Raw genomic sequence first — 21,611 nt, forward strand, 5'->3', positions numbered from 1 at the left:
TGCGCGGCCCGCGTCCCTTCCCGCAGGAGCCAAGCCATGTCCGACGCCACCGCCACGCCACCGAGCGGGGGTTGCCCCTTCCACGCCGCACCGCCTGCCGCGGGCGCTTGCCCGGCCGGTGCGCCCGAAGCGGTCAGCGCGCAGGCGGCCGCCTTCGATCCCTTCTCCGACGCCTACCAGCAGGACCCGCCCGAGTATGTACGCTGGGCGCGCGAGCAGGAGCCGGTGTTCTACAGTCCGCGCCTGGGCTACTGGGTGGTGGCCCGCTACGACGACATCAAGGCGGTCTTCCGCGACAACCTGACCTTCAGCCCCGCGATCGCGCTGGAGAAGATCACGCCGACCGGGCCCGAGGCCAATGCGGTGCTGGCGTCCTATGGCTATGCGATGAACCGCACGCTGGTCAACGAGGACGAGCCCGCCCACATGCCGCGCCGGCGCGCGCTGATGGAGCCCTTCACGCCGGAGGCGCTGCAGCATCACGAGCCGATGGTGCGCCAGCTGGTGCGCGACTACGTCGACCGCTTCATCGACGACGGCCGCGCCGACCTGGTCGACCAGTTGCTGTGGGAGGTACCGCTGACGGTCGCCCTGCATTTCCTCGGCGTGCCCGAGGAGGACATGGACACGCTGCGGCGCTACTCGATCGCGCATACCGTCAATACCTGGGGCCGCCCGCGCTCCGAGGAGCAGGTGGCGGTGGCGCATGCGGTGGGCAACTTCTGGCAGCTCGCCGGCCGCATCCTCGACAAGATGCGGCAGGATCCCGACGCGCCCGGCTGGATGCAATACGGCATCCGCAAGCAGCGGGAACTGCCGGACGTCGTGACCGATTCCTACCTGCATTCGATGATGATGGCGGGCATCGTCGCTGCCCACGAGACCACCGCCAATGCCGCCGCCAATGCCATCAAGCTGCTGCTGCAGCATCCCGACGCCTGGCGCGAGCTGTGCGCCGATCCGGGCCTGATCCCCAACGCGGTCGAAGAATGCCTGCGCCACAACGGCTCGGTGGCGGCCTGGCGCCGCGTGGTCACGCGCGACACCGTGGTCGGCGGCGTGCCGCTCGCGGCCGGCGCCAAGCTGCTGATCGTCACCTCGTCGGCCAACCACGATCCGGCGCATTTCGAGGATGCCGACCTGTTCGACATCCGCCGCGACAATGCCGTCGATCACCTGACCTTCGGCTACGGCTCGCACCAGTGCATGGGCAAGAACCTGGCGCGCATGGAGCTCCAGGTCATCCTGCAGGAACTGACCCGGCGCCTGCCGCACCTGCGCCTGCCGGCACAGCGCTTCACCTATGTGCCGAACACCTCTTTCCGCGGTCCGGAGCACCTGTGGGTGGAATGGGACCCGGCCGCCAATCCCGAGCGCGCCCGCCCCGCCTTGCGCGACGCGCAGGCGCCGGTGCGCGTCGGCGAGCCGGTGCGCCATGCGGCCGGCCGCGCGATGGTGGTGGAGAGCGTGGCAGCCGCGGCGCAGGGCGTGCTGCGGCTGCGCCTGCGCCCGGCCGATGGGCGCGCGCTGCCGCGCTGGTCGCCCGGCGCGCATATCGACGTGGATTGCGGCGGCACCGGCCTGTCGCGCCAGTACTCGCTGTGCGGCGATCCGTCCGAGCCGGGCGTGCTGGAGATCGCCGTGCTGAAGGAGGAGGCCGGGCGCGGCGGCTCGCGCTGGCTCCATGAAAACGTCCGGGCCGGCGCGCGCCTGACCATCCGCGGCCCGCGCAATCATTTCCGCTTCGACGAGGGCTGCCGGCGCGCGGTGCTGGTCGCCGGCGGCATCGGCATCACGCCGATCAGCGCGATGGCGCGCCGCGCGCGCGAGCTGGGCATCGACTACACCTTGCACTACAGCGGCCGTGCGCGCGCCTCGATGGCGCTGCTCGACGAGCTGGCCGCGCTGCACGGCGAACGGCTGCACGTCTACGCCGGCGACGAAGGGCAGCGCGCCGACTTCGCCGCGCTGCTGGCCGGCGCCAGTGCCGATACCCAGGTCTATGCCTGCGGACCGGCGCGCATGCTGGAGGCGCTGCAGGACTGTTGCGCCGCGCTGCCCGGCGACGCGCTGCGCATCGAGCATTTCCACGGCACCGGCGGCACGGATCCGGCCGCCGATGCGCCCTTCACGGTCGAACTGAAGGACTCGGGCCTCGTGCTGGAGGTGCCCGCCGGCCAGACGCTGCTGGCCACGCTGCGGCGTGCCAACATCGACGTCGCCAGCGACTGCGAAGAAGGGCTGTGCGGCTCCTGCGAGGTGCGCGTGCTGTCGGGCCAGGTCGAGCACCGCGACGTGGTGTTGACGCGAGCCGAGCGCGAGGCCAATGGCCGCATGATGGCCTGCTGCTCGCGTGCCCGCACCGGCCAGCGCATTGTGCTGGAACTGTAAAGGCGGCGGCCCCGTATCGCTGCGCCGCAGCACGCGCGGCAGCGGAGCACGGGCCGGTGCCTGGAGGGATGCCGTGCTGCGCACTTGCTGCCGGCCGCCGCAGCGGCGGGCTTGCCCTGCGCGACAGCGGTGATAGCATGACGCGCAGGCGGGCAAGCCGTGCAGCGCTGATCCGCGTGGTTCCCGCCTGGCAGGCCGCCGGCGCGCATGCAAGCAGCGACTGCCCTGCGGGGCGGTGCGCCGGCCATCTTCCTTCATCCCTAGAGCGAGGAGTCAGCCATGTTCCCTGAGTACCGTGAGCAGATCGACCGTCTTTGTGCCAAGGATGGGCATTTCGCCAAGATGGTCGATCGTCACAGCGAGCTGGACCAGCAGATCCAGCAGATGGAGGAGGGCAAGATCCCGATCGATGGTGTCTCTATCGAGACCTTGAAGAAGGAAAAGCTGATGCTCAAGGACAAGCTGTATGCGGTGTTGACGCGCAAGCCTTGACCACCGGGCCCGCGCCGGCACGGTAGCCCGGCACGGGGCATGTCGCCGGTGCTTGCAGTGCCCGGCGCCGGCCCGCGCGCCATCTCCCGGTCCCCTGCTTTCAGGCGCCGGTGGTGTCTTCCTTTTTTACCGCGATCGCCGGCCGCGCCAGCGGCTCGATACGCTTGCGCGGCTTCTGCGCCGCGATCCACAGATCGTAGGCCATCTGCATGCCGCACCACATCTCGCGGCTGGCACCCAGGGCTTCCTCCAGGCGGATGGCGATGTCCGGCGTGATCGACGCATGGCCGTTCAGGATGCGCGACAGCGTTGCGCGCGTGACGCCAAGGTGTGCCGCGAAGGCGGTGATGGTGATGCCGTCCAGGCCCTCGAGCCAGTCGCTCAGCACCGCGCCGGGGTGCGGCGGGTTGTGCATGGGAGTCATGATGGTTTCCTGGTCTTGCTAGTGTTGCTGGCGTTGCTGGTGATAGTCCTGGTAGTCGACGACATAAGCGTGGCCGTCCTCGAAGCGGAAGGTCAGCCGCCAGTTCGCATTGACCGAGACCGACCAGCAGCCCGCCATGCCGCCGCTCAGTGCATGCAGGCCCCAGGCGGGGACTCCCATGTCTTCAGGACGCGTCGCGTGGTTCAAGGCGCCGAGCTGCTTGCGCAGCCGGTCCGCGTGGTGAGGCTGGATCCCGGCTTTCGATCCGGTTTCGAAGAACTTCCTGAGTCCGGCATGGGCGAAGTGCTTGATCATCGGATGGCTGACAAGGTGCTTGTAGTGTATAGCGTATCTATACGCTATACAAGATCGATGAGATGTGCATAACAAGGCAGGTGCACGCTAGCACCCGGCCGGGCCAGGAATCATGCCGATCGCAACCTTTGTATTGCCTTTGTATTGCCGGGAGCAGCGCGTTGCCTGGCTCCATGTGTCGCCCATCCTGTCCGAACAAGACGCGATCCGTGATGTCGGGGTGGACAGGCAGCCACGGCGCGATGGCACGACCGCGGGTCAGCGCGATGCCGCTCTGCCGCGCGCCGCGAGCGCTTCATTGTTGATTCCAGTTCAAGAGTATTTCCGCTTCCCCCTGCTTTTTCTGCAAAGGTAAGCGCGGCAGACTGCGGTCCATCGTGACCACCGGACCCAGTCCACCATGCCTCTCGCCCTGCTTGCGCTGACCCTCAGCGCTTTTGCTATCGGCACGACGGAATTCGTCATCGTCGGCCTGATTCCCACCATCGCCACCGACCTCGGTATCCGCCTGCCATCGGCCGGACTGCTGGTCAGCCTGTACGCGCTGAGCGTCGCCGTGGGCGCGCCGGTGCTGACCGCGCTGACCGCCCGCGTGCCGCGCAAGACCTTGCTGGCCGGCTTGATGGTCTTGTTCACGCTGGGCAATCTGCTGGCCTGGCTGGCGCCCGGCTACGGCGTGCTGGTCGCCGCGCGCGTGCTGACCGGCCTGGCGCACGGCGTGTTCTTCTCGATCGGCTCGGTGATCGCCACCACCCTGGTGCCGCGCGAGCGGGCCGCCCGCGCCATCGCCACCATGTTCAGCGGCATGACGGTGGCCTTCGTCGCCGGCATTCCGCTGGGCACCTTCATCGGCCAGCATTTCGGCTGGCGCGCGACCTTCCTGGTGGTGGCCGGCTTCGGCGTGGTGGCGCTGCTGGGCAGCCTGCTGTTCGTGCCGGGCAACATCGCCCAGGCCGCTCCCGCGCCGCTGCGCCAGCAGCTCGAGGTGCTGGCGCGGCCGCGCCTGCTGCTGGTCTATGCCATGACGGCGACCGGCTACGGCGGCTCGCTGATCGCCTTCACCTTCCTCGCCCCAATCCTGCAGGAGCTGGCCGGTTTCACCCCGGGCCAGGTCAGCCTGGTGCTGGTCGCCTACGGCGTCTCGGTGGCGCTGGGCAACGTCTGGGGCGGCCGCCTGGCCGACCGGCTGGGCCCGGTACCGGCGCTGCAGCGCATCTTCCTGCTGCTCGCCGTGGTGCTGCTGGTGCTGGGTGTCACCGCGCACTACCGCTGGGCGGCGGCGCTGACGGTGCTGGCCTGGGGCGCGGTGGCCTTCGGCAATGTGCCCGGGCTGCAGCTCTATGTGGTGCGCCAGGCGAGGGCGGTCGCGCCGCAGGCTGCCGACGTGGCCGCGGGCTTCAATATCGCCGCCTTCAACCTCGGCGTGGCGGGTGGCGCCTGGGCCGGCGGGCTGATCGTCGACCACCTGGGCCTCGGCACCACGCCGTGGCTGGCGGGGCTCGTCACGCTGGGCGCGCTGGCCCTGACCACGCTGAGCGGGCGCCTCGACCGGCGCGCCGGCCTGCCGGTCCATGATGGCACGGGCGAGGTTGTCGCCACGCACTGAAGCCGGCGGCTGCCGGCCCCGGCCGCCACGGGTTTGCGGCGAGCCAGGCGCCGGCGCCAGCCGGCTGGCGTGGTTGCGCCCGGCACCTTCTTAATTTCCGCTTAAGACTCGGTCCATAGACTGTGGGCGTACTGAACCACTCCGACGGGAGAGAGCATGACCCCCCAAGAAATGCAGGCCCTGGACACCTTCCTGACCCAGCTGGTGCAGGCCAACACCGGCACCAAGGACGCGCAGGCCGAAGCGCGCATCGCCGACGCGGCCGCGCGGCAGCCGGACGCGGCCTACCTGCTGGTCCAGCGCGCCATGCTGCTGGACCATGCGCTGGCCTCGGCCAAGGCGCAGATCGCCACGCTGCAGAGCCAGTTGCAGGCAGCGCAGGCAGCGCAGGTCAACGGTGGCAGCCACTTCCTCGATGGGGACAGCGCCTGGGGCAACAGCGCCGGTCGCGCGGTGCCGCCCGCCGCCATGCCGGCCTCGATGCAGCCCGCGCCGCAGCCGATGCCGCCGTCCATGCAGCAACCGATGCCGCAATCCGTGCCGCAGCCGGCCCGGCCCGGCTTCCTCGGCGGCGGCCTGGGCGGCGCACTCGGCAGCATCGCCAGCACTGCCGCGGGCGTGGCCGGAGGTGCCTTCCTGTTCCAGGGCCTCGAGAACCTGTTTCACCGCAACAGCGGCGGCGGCGGTTTCTTCGGCCAGCCGGCGCTGGGTTCGATGCCGGCCGAAACCACGGTCGTCAACAACTACTACGACAACGGTGATGGCGGCAGCGCCTTCGACGCGCGCGAGCGGGCATCGGACGGCAGCTTCCTCGATTCCGGCCTCGATTCCGGCCTCGATGCCGGCCTCGATAACGACGATTTCCTGAACGACGACTCGTCCATCGTCTGAGTCCGCGGCGGCGGTTCCGGCGGCGCCCTGCGCGCGGCCGTCACGGACCGTCATGGTCCGTCCGCGCGCCGGCGGCCGCGCACGCGCGCCGCCTTCTCCTGCCCCTCCACCAGCATCTGCGCCGCCGCCCCGATATGTTCGGCGAGCCGGCTTGCCACCGGCTGCCGGCTGTGGCGCGCGCGCTCGACCAGTCCGACCTCCCGGTAGAAGGTCTCATCCCCCAGCGGCAGCGCCACCACTTGCGCCGGCCAATGGCCGCCCGCCAGTGTGCGCGGCAGCAGCGCGACGCCAAGTCCGCGCGCCACCAGTTGCGCAATGCCTTCCAGTTCGTCCAGTTCGATGGCCTCCTGCACGGCCAGCCGCTGCTGGCGCAGGAACTGGTCGACCAGGCGTCCGCCGAACGAGCCGCGGTCGTAGCGGATGAAGGGCTCGCTCTCGACCACCTCGCGCCAGCCGCGCCCGGCCAGCGCGGCCGGCGCCAGCAGCACAAAGGGCTCGCGCAGCAGGGAGCGCCATTCCAGCTCGGCCGGCAGCGCATAGGGCGGGCGGATCATCACCGCGATGTCGACTTCGCCGGCATCGACCTGGCCGAGCAGGTTGAGCGAGACGCCGGGCACCACGCGGATGCGGCATGCGGGCAGCTCGGCGCGGAAGCGGGCGATGGCATCGGCCAGGAAGGTGGCCTGCGCCGAGGCGATGGCGCCGATGCGCACCATGGCGTTGCCCTGGGCGGCCAGGCCCTGGTGGCCCAGGCGGTCATACAGCGTGATCAGTTCCTCGGCCAGGGCCAGCGTTTCGCGGCCGGAGGCATTGAGCCGGGCCGAGCGTCCGGTCCGGTCGAACAGCGGGAAGCCCAGTTCCTCTTCGAGCCGGTGGATCTGGGCGCTGACCGCCGACTGGGTCAGGCCGATGCGGGCCCCCGCGCCGGCGAAGGTGCCGTGGCGGGCCACGGCGATCAAGGTGCGCAGTTCTCGCAGCATGGTGATTCATCAATTTTGGTGGTGCTAAGGTCAAAAATATATCGCTTTTCATCATGATTCGTCATGCATAGACTGCATCTCAGTGGCGGCCCACCTCGCACCGACTGCCGAGACAGCCAAGGCGAGGCGGGCCGCCCGACCCCACAACCGAACCGCACCGATTGCGAGAGCCTGTCCACCATGAGCGAATCCACTGCCGTCCTGCCCCCGTTCCACCTGGCCTTCCCGGTCCACAGCATCGCCAGCGCCCGTGAGTTCTACGGCGACCTGCTGGGCTGCTCGGAAGGCCGCAGCGCCGAGGACTGGGTCGACTTCAATTTCTATGGCCACCAGATCGTCGCCCACCTGGCGCCGGAAGAGTGCGGCCACCGCAAGACCAGCGCGGTCGACGGCGATGCCGTGCCGGTGCGCCACTTCGGCGTGGTGCTGTCGATGGCGCAATGGGAAGCAGCCGCCGACAAGCTCAAGGCCGCCGGCCTGCAGTTCATCATCGAGCCGCACATCCGCTTCAAGGGCGAAGTCGGCGAGCAGGCCACCATGTTCTTCCTGGACCCGTCGGGCAATGCGCTGGAACTGAAGGCCTTCGCCAACATCGCCTCGCTGTTCGCCAAGTAAGCCGGCACCCGGCGCGGCCCGCCCGCGCCCATCCGCCCGCCGCCGCGCGGGCGGACGCTGCATATCCAGACGACCGGCCCCAGGCCGGCAACCCGCGCGGCGAGCGCTTGCAGCGCCGCGCGTTCGCCCCCACGCAGTCAGAGTTTGTTATGCGAAGAATCCTGGTAGCCAACCGCGGCGAGATTGCCTGTCGCATCATCCGCGCCGCGCAGGCGCTCGGCATCGAGACGGTGGCCGTGTATTCCGAGGCCGATGCCGGTGCGCTGCACTGCCAGATGGCCGATGTGGCCGTGCCGATCGGGCCGTCGCCGGCGGCCCGAAGCTATCTGCGCGCCGAGGCGGTGCTGGCGGCCGGCGCGGCGCACGGCGCCGACGGCGTGCATCCGGGTTATGGCTTCCTCTCTGAGAACACGGCCTTTGCCCAGGCGGCCCAGGCGGCTGGCATGCGCTGGATCGGTCCCTCGGTCGAGTCGATCGAGAACATGGGCGACAAGAAGCGCGCCCGCGAGATCGCGCAGTCCTGCGGGGTGCCGGTGCTGCCGGGCAGCCCCCGCTTCCTGCCGGAGCAGCTCGACGGACTGGAGGCGTCCGCCGCGCAGGTGGGCTATCCGCTGCTGGTCAAGGCCGCCGGCGGTGGTGGCGGCATCGGCATGAAGCGCGTCGACGGGCCGGCCACGCTGGCGGCCACCGTGGCCTCCACCCAGGCGCTGGCGCTCAAGGCCTTCGGCGACGGCAGCGTCTACCTGGAGCGCTACGTGGCGCGCGCGCGCCATATCGAAGTGCAGGTGTTCGGCTATGGCGACGGCACGGCGGTGCACCTGTTCGAGCGCGAGTGCTCGGTACAGCGCCGCTTCCAGAAGATCATCGAGGAAAGCCCGGCGCCGGGCCTGCCGGCCGAGGTGCTGGCCCGCATGAGCGCCGCCGCGGTGGCGCTGGCGGCGTCGCAGCGCTACAGCGGCGCCGGCACCGTCGAGTTCATTCTCGACGCCGATAGCGGCGAGTTCTTCTTCCTCGAAATGAACACACGCATCCAGGTCGAGCATGGCGTGACCGAGGCGGTCACCGGCTGGGACCTGGTGCAGGCGCAGATCCGCCTTGCCGCCGGCACGCTGGCGCGGGTGGCGCAGGCGGACATCCGCCGCCATGGCGCCGCCATCGAGTGCCGCCTCTATGCCGAGAACCCCGCGCGCCATTTCATGCCGTCGCCGGGCCGGCTGGAATGCTTCGCGCTGCCGGCCATGCCCGGCCTGCGTGTCGACACCGGCGTGCGCGAGGGCGACATCATCACGCCTTACTACGACCCGATGATCGCCAAGCTGATCACGCGTGGCGATGACCGCGAGGCCGCCCGCCTGGCCATGCTGGACGCGCTGGCGCACGCGCGCATCGCCGGCATCCGCCACAACGCTGACTTCCTCGGCCGCGTGCTGGCGCATGCGGACTTCCGCGCGGGCCGTGCCGACACCGGTTTCGTGGCGCGCGAGATGGCCGCGCTGGTGGGCGACAGCGCCGCCCCGGCCGCGGTGCCGGCCGCAGCCGTGCTTGCCGGGGTGCAGCCGTGAGTGCGGCAGCCACGAGCGCGTCCGACGCGCCGGTGCCCTGGTGCATCGAGCCCTCGGGGGATCGCCTGCTGATGCTGGTGTTCGACGCGGGGCAGGGCGCCGAGGCGCTGGCTGCCGCCAACCGCAGCGCCTGCGCGGCCGCCGCCCGCATCGGCGCGGCGGCGCTGCCCGGCGTGCGCGACGTGGTGCCCGCGCTGAGCACCGTCGGCATCCACTATCACCCGGCCGAGGTGGCCGGCGCCAGCACGGCATTGCCGCCCTACCAGGCGCTGGGCGAGGCGCTGGCGGCGCTGCTGGCGGCGCCGCTGGACCTGTCGGCCGCCGCCGCGCGCGTGGTCGAGCTGCCGGTCTGCTACGGCGGCGAGCACGGTCCCGACCTCGAAGAGGTGGCCACCCTGTGCGGGCTGGCGCCCGACGAGGTGGTGGCGCTGCACAGTGCCGAGCCGGTCGACGTGCTGATGCTGGGCTTCGCCCCGGGCCACCCCTATGTGGGCCGCTTCGATGCGCGCCTGGCGCCGCCGCGGCGCGCCACGCCGCGCACCGCCGTGCCGGCCGGCTCGATCGGGTTGGCCAACCGCCAGTCGGTGATCTACCCGATGGTGCTGCCGGGCGGCTGGAACCTGATCGGCCGCACGCCGCTGCCGCTGTTCGATCCGCACCGGACCCGGCCCTGCCTGCTCGACGCGGGCGACCGCGTGCGCTTCGTGCCGGTCTCGGCCGCGCAGTTCGATGACATGGCCGCGGCGCATGCCGCCAGCCAAGGAGGCGGCCGATGAGCGACGCCATGCAAGCCCGCGCCGGCGCGGCCGCCATCGAGGTGCTCAAGCCCGGTGCGCTGAGCACGTTCCAGGACCTCGGCCGCCACGGCTTCCAGCAGCTCGGCGTGCCGGCCAACGGCGCCATGGACGAGCGCGCGCACCGGCTGGCCAATGCGCTCGTGGGCAATGCCGCGTCCTGCGCCACGCTGGAGGTCACCTTGATGGGGCCGGCCCTGCGTTTCCACACCGCGGCCACGGTCGCGGTGTGCGGTGCCGATCTCGAGGCCACCATCGACGGCGAGCCACTGCCGAGCGCGCAGGCGCGCGTGGTGCCGGCCGGCGCCACGCTGGCCTTCGGCAAGCGCCGGCGCGGCCTGCGCGCCTACCTGGCGGTCGGCGGCGGCTTCGCGCTGGAGGCCGTGATGGGCAGCCACAGCACCTTCGTGCGCGGTGGCTACGGCGGCGTGCAGGGCAAGCCCTTGCGCAAGGGCGACGTGATCGCCCTGCGCGCGCCGCACACCCGGCTGCCGGTGCTGCCGTCCGGCGGCAGCCTGTTTTCGTCCGAGCCGGAGAGCGCGCCGGATGCCCCGATCCGCGTGGTGGCCGGCCGCGAGTGGCGGCATTTCCACGCCGATGCGCACGCCGCCTTCACCGGCGGAGCCTTCCGCATCGGCGCCCGGTCGGACCGCATGGGCTACCGCCTGGAAGGACCGGCGCTGCCGCTGGGCGCGCCGCTGGAACTGCAGTCGGAGGCGGTGGGCTTCGGCACCATCCAGGTCCCGCCCGACGGCCAGCCCATCGTCCTGATGGCCGACCGCCAGACCACCGGTGGCTATCCCAAGATCGGCCATGTGATCGCGGTCGACCTGCCGCGCCTGGCGCAGCGCATGCCCGGTGAGACAGTGCGCTTCGCGCTGGTGGAACTGGCGTACGCGCAGCGCCTGGCGCTGCTGCAGGATGCCGCCTTCGCCGCGCTGGAAGCCGCCCGGGACTGAGCCCGGCCTTCCACCCCTTCCTCAACCGCACAAAAGAAGACGCCCCCATGCCAGACCCGGACCAACGCCAAGCCGACGCGGTGCCCATCGTGGCCGAGACCGCCGGCACCTTGTGGAAGATCATCGCCGCACCCGGCGCCGCGCAGGCGCGCGACGCGACCCTGGTGATTATCGAATCGATGAAGATGGAAATTCCGGTCGAAGCGCCGGCCGACGGTTATGTCGTCGAATATCGAGTGACCGAGGGGGAACTGGTCGAGGAAGGGCAGGTATTGGCTTTCTATATTCCTGCCGATTAACTTCGGCGTGGGATGAATAATATCCCGCCATTTTCCGTATCTGCTTGGAAAACAGTCGGCCGGCCCTGCGGGGCCCGGCCGCCGCGCGCCGCGGCATGCCTTCGGGCGTGCCGCGGCGTTGGCGCAGTGGCCGTGGCATGCCGGCCGTCCGCCTATCGCTGGACTATCGCCGGACTATCGCCGGCACCACTGCTCCGATGCCTGCCGTGTTCCCGGAAGTTCAGCAGGAACAATGGTTTAGCGCAGCGCGGCGGTGATGAGGCTGGGCTGGCGGCACGCAAGGATGGTGCAGGCCATGCCCGCCGGCGGACGGCGGCGCGTAGTGAAGGATTCAATCTGGTGCAGCAGGGCAATGGGAGACTCTGCAATGGATGGCCATCGATGGCCAGGCCCTGCTGCGCGATTTTTCCGGCGTTTTTATCGGGCAAATCGACTGGCACGCTTGTTGCTGAATAAAAAACAAAAGCACGACGCGTGCATAACGGTAGTGAATGCAGTGCGGGAAGCCTGGAGAAAATAGGGCCTCCCTCTCCAACAACAGGTGCGCACCCGCGGGATTTCCTCGGCCAGCGCGCCAGGTATTCATGTGCTGACCCTGGTTCCCGCAGGCTGCCGCCGGCAGCCGGCGTGGCCTCTTTCACCCTGCTTCAGGAAACGTCATCATGTCCAACGCCCCCACCTCCACGCTGCCGCTCCCTGACGCGGCCGAAGCGGCCGCCGCGGCCACCGCCGCCGCCGCGGCCAGGCCCGCAGGCGACATCGCCGTCGCGCGCAAGGCGGCCCTGGCCGCCGCCGCCGGTACCGCCATCGAATACTACGAGTTCGGCGTCTACGGCTATCTCGCCTCCACCATCGGACCGCTGTTCTTCCCCGGCGACAATGCTACCGCGTCCTTGCTGGCGATCCTGGCGGTGTTCGGCAGCGCCTTCCTGATGCGGCCCATCGGCGGCATCGTGCTGGGCCGGCTGGGCGACCGCGTCGGCCGCCGCACCGTGCTGCTGGTCACCGTGATCGGCATGGGCGTGGCCACCGGCGCCATCGGCCTGCTGCCGGTGGCCGCCAGTGCCGGCCTGGCGGCGCCGCTGCTGCTGCTGCTGATCCGCCTGGTGCAGGGCTTCTTCGCCGGCGGCGAGGTGACGGGCGCGGCCGCTTACGTGGCCGAGTCGGCGCCGGCGGGCCGGCGCGGCTTCTTCGGTGCCTTCACGCCGGTGGGCGTGGCGGTGGGCGGCGCGCTGGCCGCCACCGTGTGCGGGCTGACCACCTCCATGCTGGGCAGCGAGGCCATGAGCGAGTGGGGCTGGCGCATTCCCTTCCTGACCGCGATCCCGATGGTGCTGGTGTCGTCGCTGGTGCGCAAGCGCGTGGAGGAATCGGTGGCGTTCCAGCAGTTCCAGCAGCACAGCGAGCCGCCCAAGGCGCCGCTCAAGGAAGTGTTCGGCCAGCACATGCCGGCCGTGGTCAAGGTGCTGCTGCTGTCCTTCGGCCAGAACGTCGGCTACTGGGTCGGCCTGGTCTTCATGAACATCTACCTGACCACCTACCTGAAGTACGACAAGGCCACCGTGTACTGGATCATGGCCTTCGTCAGCCTGGCGATGGCGATGCTGATGCCGTTCTGGGGCGGACTGTCCGACCGGCTCGGCCGCCGCAAGGTGCTGGCCATCGGCTTCCTCGCCTATACCGTGCTGGTGGTGCCGATGATGATGCTGATGGACCAGCACAATATCGGCCTCGCCTTCCTCGCCATGCTGGTGGTGGCGCTGCCGATGCCCATCGTGCAGTCGGTCGGCTATCCCACCTATGCCGAGCAGTTTCCCACCCGCGTGCGCTATTCCGGCATGGCCTTCAGCTTCAACCTCGGCGCCATCCTGGGCGGCGGCGTGACGCCCTACGTGGCCACTGCGCTGATTGGCGCCACCGGCAACCTGCTGAGCCCGGCCTACCTGCTGATGGGCGGGGCGGCCATCAGCCTGCTGGCGCTGCTGGGCGTCAAGGAAACCGCGCGCAAGGCGCTCGACTGAGAAGGGGCCCACGACCATGCGCAATGTTCCCGCCGCGCTGCCCGCCTGGGCCGACGATCCCGCCGCCGTGCGCGCCGCCATCCGGCGCGGCGCCTGGCGCGGCCACACCGCCGGCATGGCGCCGGGGCGCGTGCAAGGCAACCTGATGATCCTGCCGCGCCGCTGGGCCGACGATTTCCTCGGCTACTGCCGTGCCAACCCGGTGCCGTGCCCGCTGATCGGCATGACCGAGCCCGGCTCGCCCCTGGTGCCGGTGCTGGGCGAGGACGTCGACCTGCGCACCGACGTGCCGCGCTACCGCGTCTGGCGCGACGGCGTGCTCGCCGGGGAATGCGAAGACATCACGGCGTTGTGGCGCGACGACTTCGTCGGTTTCGTGCTGGGTTGCTCGCTGTCCTTCGAGCATGCACTGCAGGCCGCCGGCCTGGCCGTGCGCCATGTCGACGAGGGCAAGGTGGTGCCGATGTACCGCACCCGCCTGCAGACCGTGCCCGTGGGCCCGTTCCGCGGCCCCATGGTGGTGTCGATGCGCCCGTACACGCCGGCGCAGGCCGCCCTCGCCGCGCGCATCTGCGCCGGGCTGCCGGGGGCGCACGGCGCGCCCGTGCAGGTCGGCGATGCCGCCGCGCTCGGCATCGCCGACGTGGGCGTGCCGGACGAAGGCGAGCCCACCGCGATCCTGCCGGGCGAAGTGCCGGTGTTCTGGGGCTGCGGCGTGACGCCGCAGGCCGCCGCCATCGAGGCGCGCCTGCCGCTGTGCATCACGCATGCTCCGGGCCATATGCTGGTGGGGGATACGCCGATCGAGGCGGTGCGGGTGTTGTGAGGGGCGGCCCGGGGCGCCGGGTGGCGCTCCGGGCCGTGCCTTGCCGGCGCGAAAAAAAGCGCAGGAAAGCACAAATCCCGCAGGTTGCGCTCTCACGTACCCGGTCTGGCGCGCTCTACACTCGTCGCACCAGCGCCCGCGCAGCGGTCTCTTCCGCTCCGCGGGCGCGCTCATCATCGCGGCGATCAGCCGGCGGCCGACTCCATGGATACTGCGCGAACTCTCGAAACCGGCATCGCTTCCCTGCCCCTGCCCCTGCCCCTGCCGACAACGCTTGCGAACGGCGCAGCGCTGGCGTCTCCGTCACCGGCATCGCCGTTCCACTTCGCCACGCGCATGGCCCGCGTACAGAGTTCCGCGGTGCGCGACCTGCTGAAGTACAGCAAGATGCCCGGCATGATCTCGCTGGCCGGGGGCATCCCGGCGCCGGACCTGTTCGATACCGAGGGGCTGCACGAGGCGCTGGCCGCGGCCCTGGCGCCGGATGCCGCGGGTGCCTTCCAGTACGGCCTGACCGAGGGTGAGGCCGCCTTGCGCGAGCAGATCGCGCAACTGCTGCAACAGCGCGGCATCGAGGCCGCGGCGGACGGCATCCTGGTCACCTCCGGCTCGCAGCAGGGACTCGACCTGGCGGCGCGCGTGCTGCTGAATCCGGGCGACACCGTGCTGGTGGAGCGCCCTTCCTACCTGGCGGCGCTGCAGGCCTTCGCGCTGGCCGAGGCCGACATCGTTTCCGTGCCGTCGGACGAGCAGGGCATCGACGTCGATTGGATCGAGGCCTACGTATCGCGCCATCCGGTCAAGGCGGTCTATGTGGTGCCGAACTTCGGCAACCCGGGCGGACGCACCCTCAGCCTGGCGCGCCGGCAACAGCTGGTCCGGCTGGCGGCGCGCACCGGCACCTACCTGATCGAAGACGATCCCTACGGCGAACTGCGGCTGTCGGGAAGCCCGGTGGCCAGCATCCAGGCGCTCGCCGCCGGCACGCCGGCGCAAGCGCGCACGCTGTATCTGTCCTCGTTCTCCAAGATCCTGTCGCCCGGGCTGCGGGTCGGCTGGATGGTGCTGCCGCCCGCGCTGTTCGAGCAGGCCGCGCTGGCCAAGCAGGCCATCGACCTCCACAGCTGCAGCCTGTCCCAGCGGCTGATCGGCGCCTATCTCGCCGCGGGTCGGCTGGCGCCGCGCCTCGCGGTGCTGCGCGACGCGTACCGGCAGCGCCGCGATGCGCTGGTGTCGGCGCTGCGCCGGCACCTGGGTACCGCGATCGCCTTCCACGAGCCGGAGGGCGGCATGTTCCTGTGGGCGCGCTTCGCCCCGGAGGTGGATGCGGCGCGCGTCCTGAAGGCAGCGCGCGACGCCGGCGTGATCTTCGTGCCCGGCGCCGCTTTCTTTGCCGCTGCCCCCGAGCACAACACGCTGCGCCTGTCCTATTCGACGATCGACGAAGCGCGGGCCGAAGTCGGTGCGATACGCCTGGCCAAGGCGCTGCGCCATGCCGGCGGGGGCATGCTGCATGCCGCCGCCGACTGACCCGGGCCGAAGGGGAGGGCCAGGAGGAGAGCGGTCCCGCCGCGCCGGTAGAATGGGGAGCCAATGACCGGGGGGCAGGGCGATGACCGTACGCAAGCTCGATTTCCGCAAGCCGGAAGACCACGCCGCGCTGTTCGCCAGCGCCCCGGTGCGCAGCAGTGCGGCGCATGGATGGACGCATCTCTACTTCGAGCGCCGCGATGACAGCCTGTTCCACACCGCCGAACATGCCATCGACGGACACTACCTGATGGTCAAGCTCAATCCGCTTTCCATCGCGGAGCGCCGCATCGACGGCAAGCGCCATACCGAAGTGCAGCGCCGTGGCTCGACCGCCTATGTGCCCAGCGGTTGCGGGCACAGTGTGCGTTATGTGCGTCCGCTCGGCAGCCTGTGCCTGATGACCTTGCCCGAGGACACCCTGCGCGAGGTGGCCGACGAACTCGGCGTGGCGCGCATCGCCATGGCGCCGGCGTTCGCCGAGGCGCCGGACCATTTCGTGCTGAACGCGTTCGAGACCCTGGACCGGGAACTGCAGGATGGCAACCCGCACGGCGCCTTGATCGGCCAGACCTATGCGCGCCTGGTGGCGGCCCATGTCCTGACGTGCCACGGTGGCGCCGGCGCCCGCCGCCACGGGCGCCCGGCCGCATTGACCGCGGCCCGCATCCAACGGCTGGACGAGTACATCGAGGCGCGAATCGCCTGCCCGATCGCACTGGAAGAGCTGGCGCGGCTGGCGGCCCTCAGTCCCTTCCATTTTTCGCGCGTGTTCAAGGCCGCGACCGGGCTGTCTCCCTACCAGTACGTGCTGCACAAGCGCATCGAGTTTGCCTGCGCCTTGCTGCGGCGGGGCGAACTCGCGATGGACGCCATCGCGACGGCATGCGGCTTCTGCGACGGCGCGCAGTTCTCCAGGCAGTTCAAGAAGATCCGCGGCATCGCGCCATCGGCGTATCGCGCCGGCTGGCGCGAGCAGGTGGCATGGCAGCGTGCCCTGCCGCGCGTCGCCAGGCCTTAGTCCGCTGAATCACAAGTTCATTCTTCCACGAACTTAAGACCCAGGACCCAGGCCTCAGGCCTCAGGCCGATACCAGCCGGCCTCAGGACGACACTGGCCGGCGGCTCGTCGCAGAATGAAAAAAAGCCCGGGCACCACGCCCTGGCCTTGCGGCCGGCGCGGTGCCCGGGCTTCGTCTGCCGGCAGGGCGGCGGTGGCCGCCGCTGCCGCGTCGATCAGTTGCCGCTGGAAGCGGGTGCGGCCGGAGCGGCCGGTGCTGCCGGGGCGGCCTTCTTGCTGTGCTTCTTCGTGTGCGAGGCCTTGCCCTTGCTGCTGGTCAGGTCGGCGCGCGTGCTCTTGTTGGCGCCCTGGGTGTACGGGTCGAACTTCTCGCCGGCCTTGGCACCATCGGTGTACGGGTCGGCCTTGCCCATCTTGGCGCCGTCGGTATAGGGGTCGGCCTTGCCGGCCTTGGCGCCCTGGGTATAGGGATCGGCCTTGCCGGTGGTCTGGGCTTGCGCGGCGATCGAGGCAGCGCCCAGGCAAAGGGCAAAAGCGGTGATGGCGATCTTCTTCATAATCGTGAGGGCTCCGTCGGGTGCCGCCTTGCTGGCAGCGCAATGCGTTGGGACTACGTGCTGACCGGACATCGGTCATTTCCGCTAACGTGCGCCGGAAGCGGCGAGTTGACGCAGGAATGCTGTCCGCTGACCAGATGGCTGAACACACTGTTTGCTGCCATGGACAATACGCGGTCGCGGTGGTGCTGCGGCAATCGGAACGGCAATCGGAAATGGCTGCCGGGGCTGCCGGCGCACTGTGGCGCTGGCCGTGCCCGGCACAGGGGCAACGGCGCCGCCGCGCGGGCGTGGCCTGAGAATACCGGGCGCGGATGCGGCGGGGCGCCTTTTACGGCACCTCGTGCGCCACGCATGGTGCGATCCTCGGCCGACGCCCCGGCCTGCATGGCGGAACCGCGTGCCGTGCCGCCCCGGATCCGCAGAGATTCCCCCGGCCCCGGGCCATCGATCATGGACAAGCTCGTTTCCGTGCCGTATGCGGCATCTTGAACGACATTCCAGCGGCGCCCGTCCCCCCCGTCCACCCGTCGCATCCCCCGCTCCACCCGGTCTCCGCCGCCACCGGTTTCGCGGGTCGCCACCTCAGTGCTTGCCCGTGGCTTAGCGGGCCTCGGAGGTCAAGGAGAGGCCGCCCCTTGCCGATAAACGCAAGGGGCGGCCGACGCATGGCCTGTCCCATTACACATAAAACGGGGATTGGGGAGAAACATCTATGTGGGGAGCCACTTTGCGCACGACAGCCCTCGTGTGCAGCGCAGCGCTGCTCGGCGCCTGCGCGCAGCACTACGGCAATCGCGTGGCGGCGACGTCCGACAGCTTCCGCGCGGGCAACGTCGACGCGGCGATCGCCGCACAGGACAAGGCTTATGAGGGCGTCGCGCCCGAAGACCGCGACCTGCTGTATTTCCTGGAACGCGGCGAATTGATGCGCATGCGTCCAGGCAGCCTGCAGGCCAGCACCGATGCCTGGCTCGCCGCGACGGACAAGGTCAAGGGCTGGGAGGACGAAAGCCGCGACAAGCTGGCCAAGAGTGCCGGTGACCTGGGGGCGCTGTTGCTGAGCGAATCGCTGAGCCGCTATGACGGGCAGGACTACGAGAAGGTCCTGCTCAGCACGCGCCTGGCGCAGAACCAGCTGATGGCCGGCCGCTGGGACGATGCGCGGGTGGAAATCCGGCGCATGTATGAGCGCGAAGCCCTGATCGCCTCCTTGCGCGACAAGGAGGTACAGGCCCTCAAGGACGAGGCGGAGAAGAAGGGCGGCAAGAGCGCCGAAGTCCAGCTCAAGGAAATCAAGGGTTATCCGGTGGAGATCTTCGACGATCCCGCCGTGACGGGCTTGCGCAATGCCTACCAGAGCGCGGCCTCGCATTACCTGGCCGGCTTCGTCTTCGAAGCCTTGGGCGAACCCAGCCTGGCCACCGCGGGCTACCGGCAGGCGATCGAGCTGCGCCCGGATATCCCGATGCTGCAGAAGGGGCTGGAAGGCGTGGCCGCGGGCAAGCGGGTACCGGCCGGCAAGACGGACGTGCTGTTCATCATCGAGACCGGCAGCATGCCGGCGCGCGACTCGGTCAAGATCACGCTGCCGCTGCCGATCGGCGCCGGGGTGAAACTGCTGACGACCTCCTATCCGGTGATCCGTCCCGCGCGCGACAACTTCGTGCCTGCCTCGCTGACGGTGGGCGACAGCACCGTGCCGGCTGCCCAGGTGACCAGCCTGGATGCCATGGCGCGGCGCGCGCTGAAGGACCAGATGCCGGCCATGGTGGCACGCAGCATGGTGCGCATGGCCGTCTCCGGCGCCGCGCAGGAGGCGCTGCAACGCAATGGCGGCGCGTTCGGATCGCTGATGAGCCTGGCGGTCGGCGTGGGCGGCGCCATCAACGAGAACGCGGATACGCGGCAGTGGCGCACGCTGCCGGCGAACATCTCGCTGGCGCGCGCCGTGGTGCCGAGCGGCACCGTGCCGGTCTCGTTCGGCGCAGGGCCGGGCAGCCTCCGCCAGGAGGTCAAGGTGGACGGCACCTACGCGGTGGTGGTGCTGCGTCCGCTGGGCAGCCAGTTGACGGCGCTGGTGTCGCAGCCGGGCTCCGGCCTGGTGGCCGCGGCGCCGTCCGCGCCCGAGCCGTCCCGGCGCGTCGCGCACCGTCCGGCCAAGGTGACGGCGAAAAGCGTGTCCAAGGCGCAGTGAGCCGTTTCTTCGCACGGCTGCGCAGTCAGCCGTATCCGGGCCGGCGCACGCCGGCCCTTTTCCCTTTTCCCGTTTCCTTTTCCCGTTTCGATTCGTATCCGACTCTATGACGAAGCCGATATTCCGTGCCTTTCCCCTGGCTGCCCTGGTGGCCGTCTGTACGCTGCCGGCCGTGCCCCTGGCGGCCGCGCATGCCGAGACCATCGCCTCCAAGGTCGTGCAGCTGGGCCAGATGAACCAGGTCAGCGTGAGCGCGCTGCGCGCCACCGAGCGCAATGGCCACCTGCTGCTGCAGGTGCAGTTCACCAACGCCTCGACCGGCTACCAGTCCCTTGCCTACCGGGTCAAGTGGCTGGACCAGGACCAGTTCAGCGTCTGGGAGGACGAAGCCTGGAAGCCGCTGATGCTGAACGGCCTGCAATCGGTCAGCGTCCAGGCGCTGGCGCCGACCCGCACCGCTACCGATTTCCGCATCGAAGTGCATGCCGTTGACAACTCCGCCCCGGCGATGGGTGCCCGTTAGCCCGGCTTTCCCTTTGCTTTGTATAGCCTGACCCGATAAAAGGAACCCTGCATCATGACTCCGCTCCTGCGATCCTCCTCTCTTGCCGCCGTGCTCGCCGCCGGCACCTTGCTGGCCGGCTGTGCCAATGTCGCCGGCCCGCGCGTGGAAGGCAATGTCACGTATGGCGATGCCAAGGCAGTCGAGACCCTGACCAACGAATTCGGCTCGACCGACCTGCAGACCATCGCCGAGGCGATGACGCGCTCCCTGCTGCAGTCGCGCCCCATCACGGCACCGCGCGAAGCCCCTGTGCTGACGCTGGCCGAAGTCAGGAACAAGACTGGTGAATACATCGACACCCGCGCGATTACCGAGAAGATCCGCAATCAATTGCTCAAGAGCGGCGCCGTACGCTTCACCACGGCCGGGACCGACATGCAGGGCCAGCTCGACGAGTTGCAGCGCCAGAACCAGACCGGCCTCTACAAGAACAGTGGCAAGGCCAGGATGGGCCAGATGCAGGCGGCCAAGTACCGCCTGGAGGGCAACATCACCTCGATCACCAAGCGCACCGCGAGCGTCAAGGACGTCTACTACATCTTCAACCTGACCCTGGTCGACAACGAGTCGGGGATGCTGGAGTGGGCCGACGAGAAGGAAATCCGCAAGACCTCGGCGCGCTGAGGCAGGGAGCAGACCGATGCTACGTTTCATGCTGGCGGTGGTGGCCGCCGTGGCCTGTTCCGGCGCCGTCGCGCAAGTCAAGATCGCGGTGGCGGACCTTGCCTACAAGGATACCGTGCGCGAGTCCTTCTACTACGAGGCCGGCTATCAGAAGTCGCGTGACAGCGGCTCCGCCAGCTATCAGGACAGCGCCTGGTCGGGCAGCGGCCGGGCCGCCTTTGCCTCGTCGCAGGAGTCAGGCTACGTCAAGGCGAGCGGCGAGATGACGCGGATCGAGTATGGCGAGCTGCGCCGTTTCACCGCGGATATCAAGGGCGAGCTGATCAAGGGCCGTGCCGTGCGCGTGGTGCAGGGCAAGCCGTACTCCGGCCCGCCTTCGGAGGCGCTGTTCAATGTGCGCGAGCGCATCCGCAAGGGAGACTTCGCGGGGGCCGACTACGTGTTGTTCGGCGTGGTCAACAGCGTCGAGTGGCGCAACGATGTCCAGCCGGTGCAGGGCACGCGCAACTCCATGCTGCTCTACAGCCTGGAACTGGGCACCGAGTTCAGCCTGATCAATACCCGCACGATGGAGGTGCGCGCCGCGTTCTCCGCGGTGGGCGAGGGCAACGACAACAAGATCTGGTCCGCCGGCGCCGTACTGACGCCCAACAAGGCCCGTGTCATGCAGGCCGTGTCGCGTTCCCTCGCGGAGGACGCCGTGCGCCAGCTGGATGAGCAGTTCGGCGCGGCGGGCGGCCGCGCCACGGCGGGGGATGGCGACCCGGGCGTGGCGTCCGCCGCCGCGCGTGGTGCCGACCGGCGCCAAGCCGTGGCTCCTGCGGTCAAGGTGTTCGACTGAGCCGCGCCGCAGCGGGCGGGGCGGTCCGCCGCGCAGAGCCGGCGGGCCGCGGCGAGGTGCGGTGATCCGCACCGCCTTCCCTGTTCCTTGAGCGACGGCCG

General features: G+C 69.9%; 22 protein-coding genes. 18 read left to right on the plus strand and 4 right to left on the minus strand.

The window, feature by feature from the left end:
• Positions 1-36: 36 nt before the first annotated feature.
• Positions 37-2,391: a cytochrome P450/oxidoreductase gene (locus BKK81_RS23935; RefSeq protein ID WP_071018273.1), complete on the plus strand. Its 2,355-nt coding sequence runs from the start codon at positions 37-39 to the stop codon at positions 2,389-2,391.
• A gap of 279 nt (positions 2,392-2,670) precedes the next feature.
• The gene (locus BKK81_RS23940; RefSeq protein ID WP_071018275.1) at positions 2,671-2,883 is read left to right on the plus strand and encodes a YdcH family protein; all 213 of its coding nucleotides are present in this window, start codon (positions 2,671-2,673) and stop codon (positions 2,881-2,883) included.
• A gap of 100 nt (positions 2,884-2,983) precedes the next feature.
• Here BKK81_RS23940 and BKK81_RS23945 read toward each other — a convergent pair whose 3' ends face one another.
• Positions 2,984-3,307: a HigA family addiction module antitoxin gene (locus BKK81_RS23945; RefSeq protein WP_071018277.1), complete on the minus strand. Its 324-nt coding sequence runs from the start codon at positions 3,305-3,307 to the stop codon at positions 2,984-2,986.
• Between the two features lie 18 nt (positions 3,308-3,325).
• Positions 3,326-3,622, minus strand: a complete 297-nt coding sequence (locus BKK81_RS23950; protein ID WP_071018279.1) for a type II toxin-antitoxin system RelE/ParE family toxin — start codon at positions 3,620-3,622, stop codon at positions 3,326-3,328.
• Positions 3,623-3,734: 112 nt separating this feature from the next.
• Between BKK81_RS23950 and BKK81_RS23955 the strand changes: the two genes are divergently transcribed.
• The 3 genes from BKK81_RS23955 (at position 3,735) to BKK81_RS23965 (ending at position 6,119) form a co-directional block, all read left to right on the plus strand.
• On the plus strand, positions 3,735-3,977 hold the full coding sequence (locus BKK81_RS23955; protein WP_071018281.1) for a hypothetical protein: 243 nt from the start codon (positions 3,735-3,737) through the stop codon (positions 3,975-3,977).
• Positions 3,978-4,022: 45 nt separating this feature from the next.
• Positions 4,023-5,228, plus strand: coding sequence for an MFS transporter (locus tag BKK81_RS23960; RefSeq protein ID WP_071018283.1), 1,206 nt, complete (start codon positions 4,023-4,025; stop codon positions 5,226-5,228).
• Positions 5,229-5,384: 156 nt separating this feature from the next.
• On the plus strand, positions 5,385-6,119 hold the full coding sequence (locus BKK81_RS23965) for a DUF2076 domain-containing protein (protein WP_071018285.1): 735 nt from the start codon (positions 5,385-5,387) through the stop codon (positions 6,117-6,119).
• A 50-nt stretch (positions 6,120-6,169) separates the two neighbouring features.
• Here BKK81_RS23965 and BKK81_RS23970 read toward each other — a convergent pair whose 3' ends face one another.
• Entirely contained in the window at positions 6,170-7,099 is a 930-nt protein-coding gene (locus BKK81_RS23970; protein ID WP_071018286.1) for a LysR family transcriptional regulator, read from the minus strand.
• 180 nt (positions 7,100-7,279) lie between these two features.
• Here BKK81_RS23970 and BKK81_RS23975 point away from each other — a divergent pair, with 180 nt between their 5' ends.
• The 9 genes from BKK81_RS23975 (at position 7,280) to BKK81_RS24015 (ending at position 16,726) form a co-directional block, all read left to right on the plus strand.
• The gene (locus tag BKK81_RS23975) at positions 7,280-7,714 is read left to right on the plus strand and encodes a VOC family protein (RefSeq protein WP_071018287.1); all 435 of its coding nucleotides are present in this window, start codon (positions 7,280-7,282) and stop codon (positions 7,712-7,714) included.
• A gap of 149 nt (positions 7,715-7,863) precedes the next feature.
• Positions 7,864-9,276: an acetyl-CoA carboxylase biotin carboxylase subunit gene (locus BKK81_RS23980; protein ID WP_071018288.1), complete on the plus strand. Its 1,413-nt coding sequence runs from the start codon at positions 7,864-7,866 to the stop codon at positions 9,274-9,276.
• Positions 9,273-10,052 (plus strand): 5-oxoprolinase subunit PxpB, encoded by a 780-nt coding sequence (gene pxpB / locus BKK81_RS23985; RefSeq protein ID WP_071018289.1) that lies wholly within the window; start codon positions 9,273-9,275, stop codon positions 10,050-10,052. The genes BKK81_RS23980 and pxpB overlap by 4 nt, the downstream gene beginning before the upstream one ends.
• On the plus strand, positions 10,049-11,029 hold the full coding sequence (locus BKK81_RS23990) for a biotin-dependent carboxyltransferase family protein (RefSeq protein WP_231908207.1): 981 nt from the start codon (positions 10,049-10,051) through the stop codon (positions 11,027-11,029). The genes pxpB and BKK81_RS23990 overlap by 4 nt, the downstream gene beginning before the upstream one ends.
• Positions 11,030-11,076: 47 nt before the next feature.
• Positions 11,077-11,328 carry an acetyl-CoA carboxylase biotin carboxyl carrier protein subunit gene (locus BKK81_RS23995; RefSeq protein WP_083384394.1) on the plus strand — a complete coding sequence of 84 codons (252 nt, stop codon included), beginning with the start codon at positions 11,077-11,079 and terminating at the stop codon, positions 11,326-11,328.
• A 662-nt stretch (positions 11,329-11,990) separates the two neighbouring features.
• Positions 11,991-13,349, plus strand: coding sequence for an MFS transporter (locus BKK81_RS24000; RefSeq protein ID WP_083384395.1), 1,359 nt, complete (start codon positions 11,991-11,993; stop codon positions 13,347-13,349).
• 16 nt (positions 13,350-13,365) lie between these two features.
• Positions 13,366-14,175 carry a putative hydro-lyase gene (locus BKK81_RS24005; protein WP_071018290.1) on the plus strand — a complete coding sequence of 270 codons (810 nt, stop codon included), beginning with the start codon at positions 13,366-13,368 and terminating at the stop codon, positions 14,173-14,175.
• 336 nt (positions 14,176-14,511) lie between these two features.
• A complete protein-coding gene (locus BKK81_RS24010) occupies positions 14,512-15,705 on the plus strand; it encodes an aminotransferase-like domain-containing protein (RefSeq protein ID WP_071018291.1) in 1,194 nt (397 codons plus the stop codon).
• A gap of 82 nt (positions 15,706-15,787) precedes the next feature.
• A complete protein-coding gene (locus tag BKK81_RS24015; RefSeq protein ID WP_071018292.1) occupies positions 15,788-16,726 on the plus strand; it encodes an AraC family transcriptional regulator in 939 nt (312 codons plus the stop codon).
• 215 nt (positions 16,727-16,941) lie between these two features.
• On the opposite strand, the gene BKK81_RS24020 is transcribed toward BKK81_RS24015, so the two are convergent.
• The gene (locus BKK81_RS24020; protein ID WP_071018294.1) at positions 16,942-17,283 is read right to left on the minus strand and encodes an amino acid ABC transporter permease; all 342 of its coding nucleotides are present in this window, start codon (positions 17,281-17,283) and stop codon (positions 16,942-16,944) included.
• 715 nt (positions 17,284-17,998) lie between these two features.
• On the opposite strand from BKK81_RS24020, the gene BKK81_RS24025 reads away from it, so the two are divergent.
• The 4 genes from BKK81_RS24025 (at position 17,999) to BKK81_RS24040 (ending at position 21,510) form a co-directional block, all read left to right on the plus strand.
• Positions 17,999-19,480 carry a COG3014 family protein gene (locus BKK81_RS24025; protein ID WP_071018296.1) on the plus strand — a complete coding sequence of 494 codons (1,482 nt, stop codon included), beginning with the start codon at positions 17,999-18,001 and terminating at the stop codon, positions 19,478-19,480.
• Between the two features lie 106 nt (positions 19,481-19,586).
• Positions 19,587-20,003, plus strand: coding sequence for a YcfL family protein (locus BKK81_RS24030; RefSeq protein WP_071018297.1), 417 nt, complete (start codon positions 19,587-19,589; stop codon positions 20,001-20,003).
• A 54-nt stretch (positions 20,004-20,057) separates the two neighbouring features.
• Positions 20,058-20,669 carry a penicillin-binding protein activator LpoB gene (lpoB, locus tag BKK81_RS24035; RefSeq protein WP_071018299.1) on the plus strand — a complete coding sequence of 204 codons (612 nt, stop codon included), beginning with the start codon at positions 20,058-20,060 and terminating at the stop codon, positions 20,667-20,669.
• 16 nt (positions 20,670-20,685) lie between these two features.
• Positions 20,686-21,510 (plus strand): hypothetical protein, encoded by an 825-nt coding sequence (locus tag BKK81_RS24040; protein WP_071018300.1) that lies wholly within the window; start codon positions 20,686-20,688, stop codon positions 21,508-21,510.
• The last annotated feature ends 101 nt before the right edge of the window (positions 21,511-21,611 follow it).

Source organism: Cupriavidus sp. USMAHM13, from assembly GCF_001854285.1.
In the GTDB taxonomy this organism is placed as follows: Bacteria; Pseudomonadota; Gammaproteobacteria; order Burkholderiales; family Burkholderiaceae; genus Cupriavidus; species Cupriavidus malaysiensis.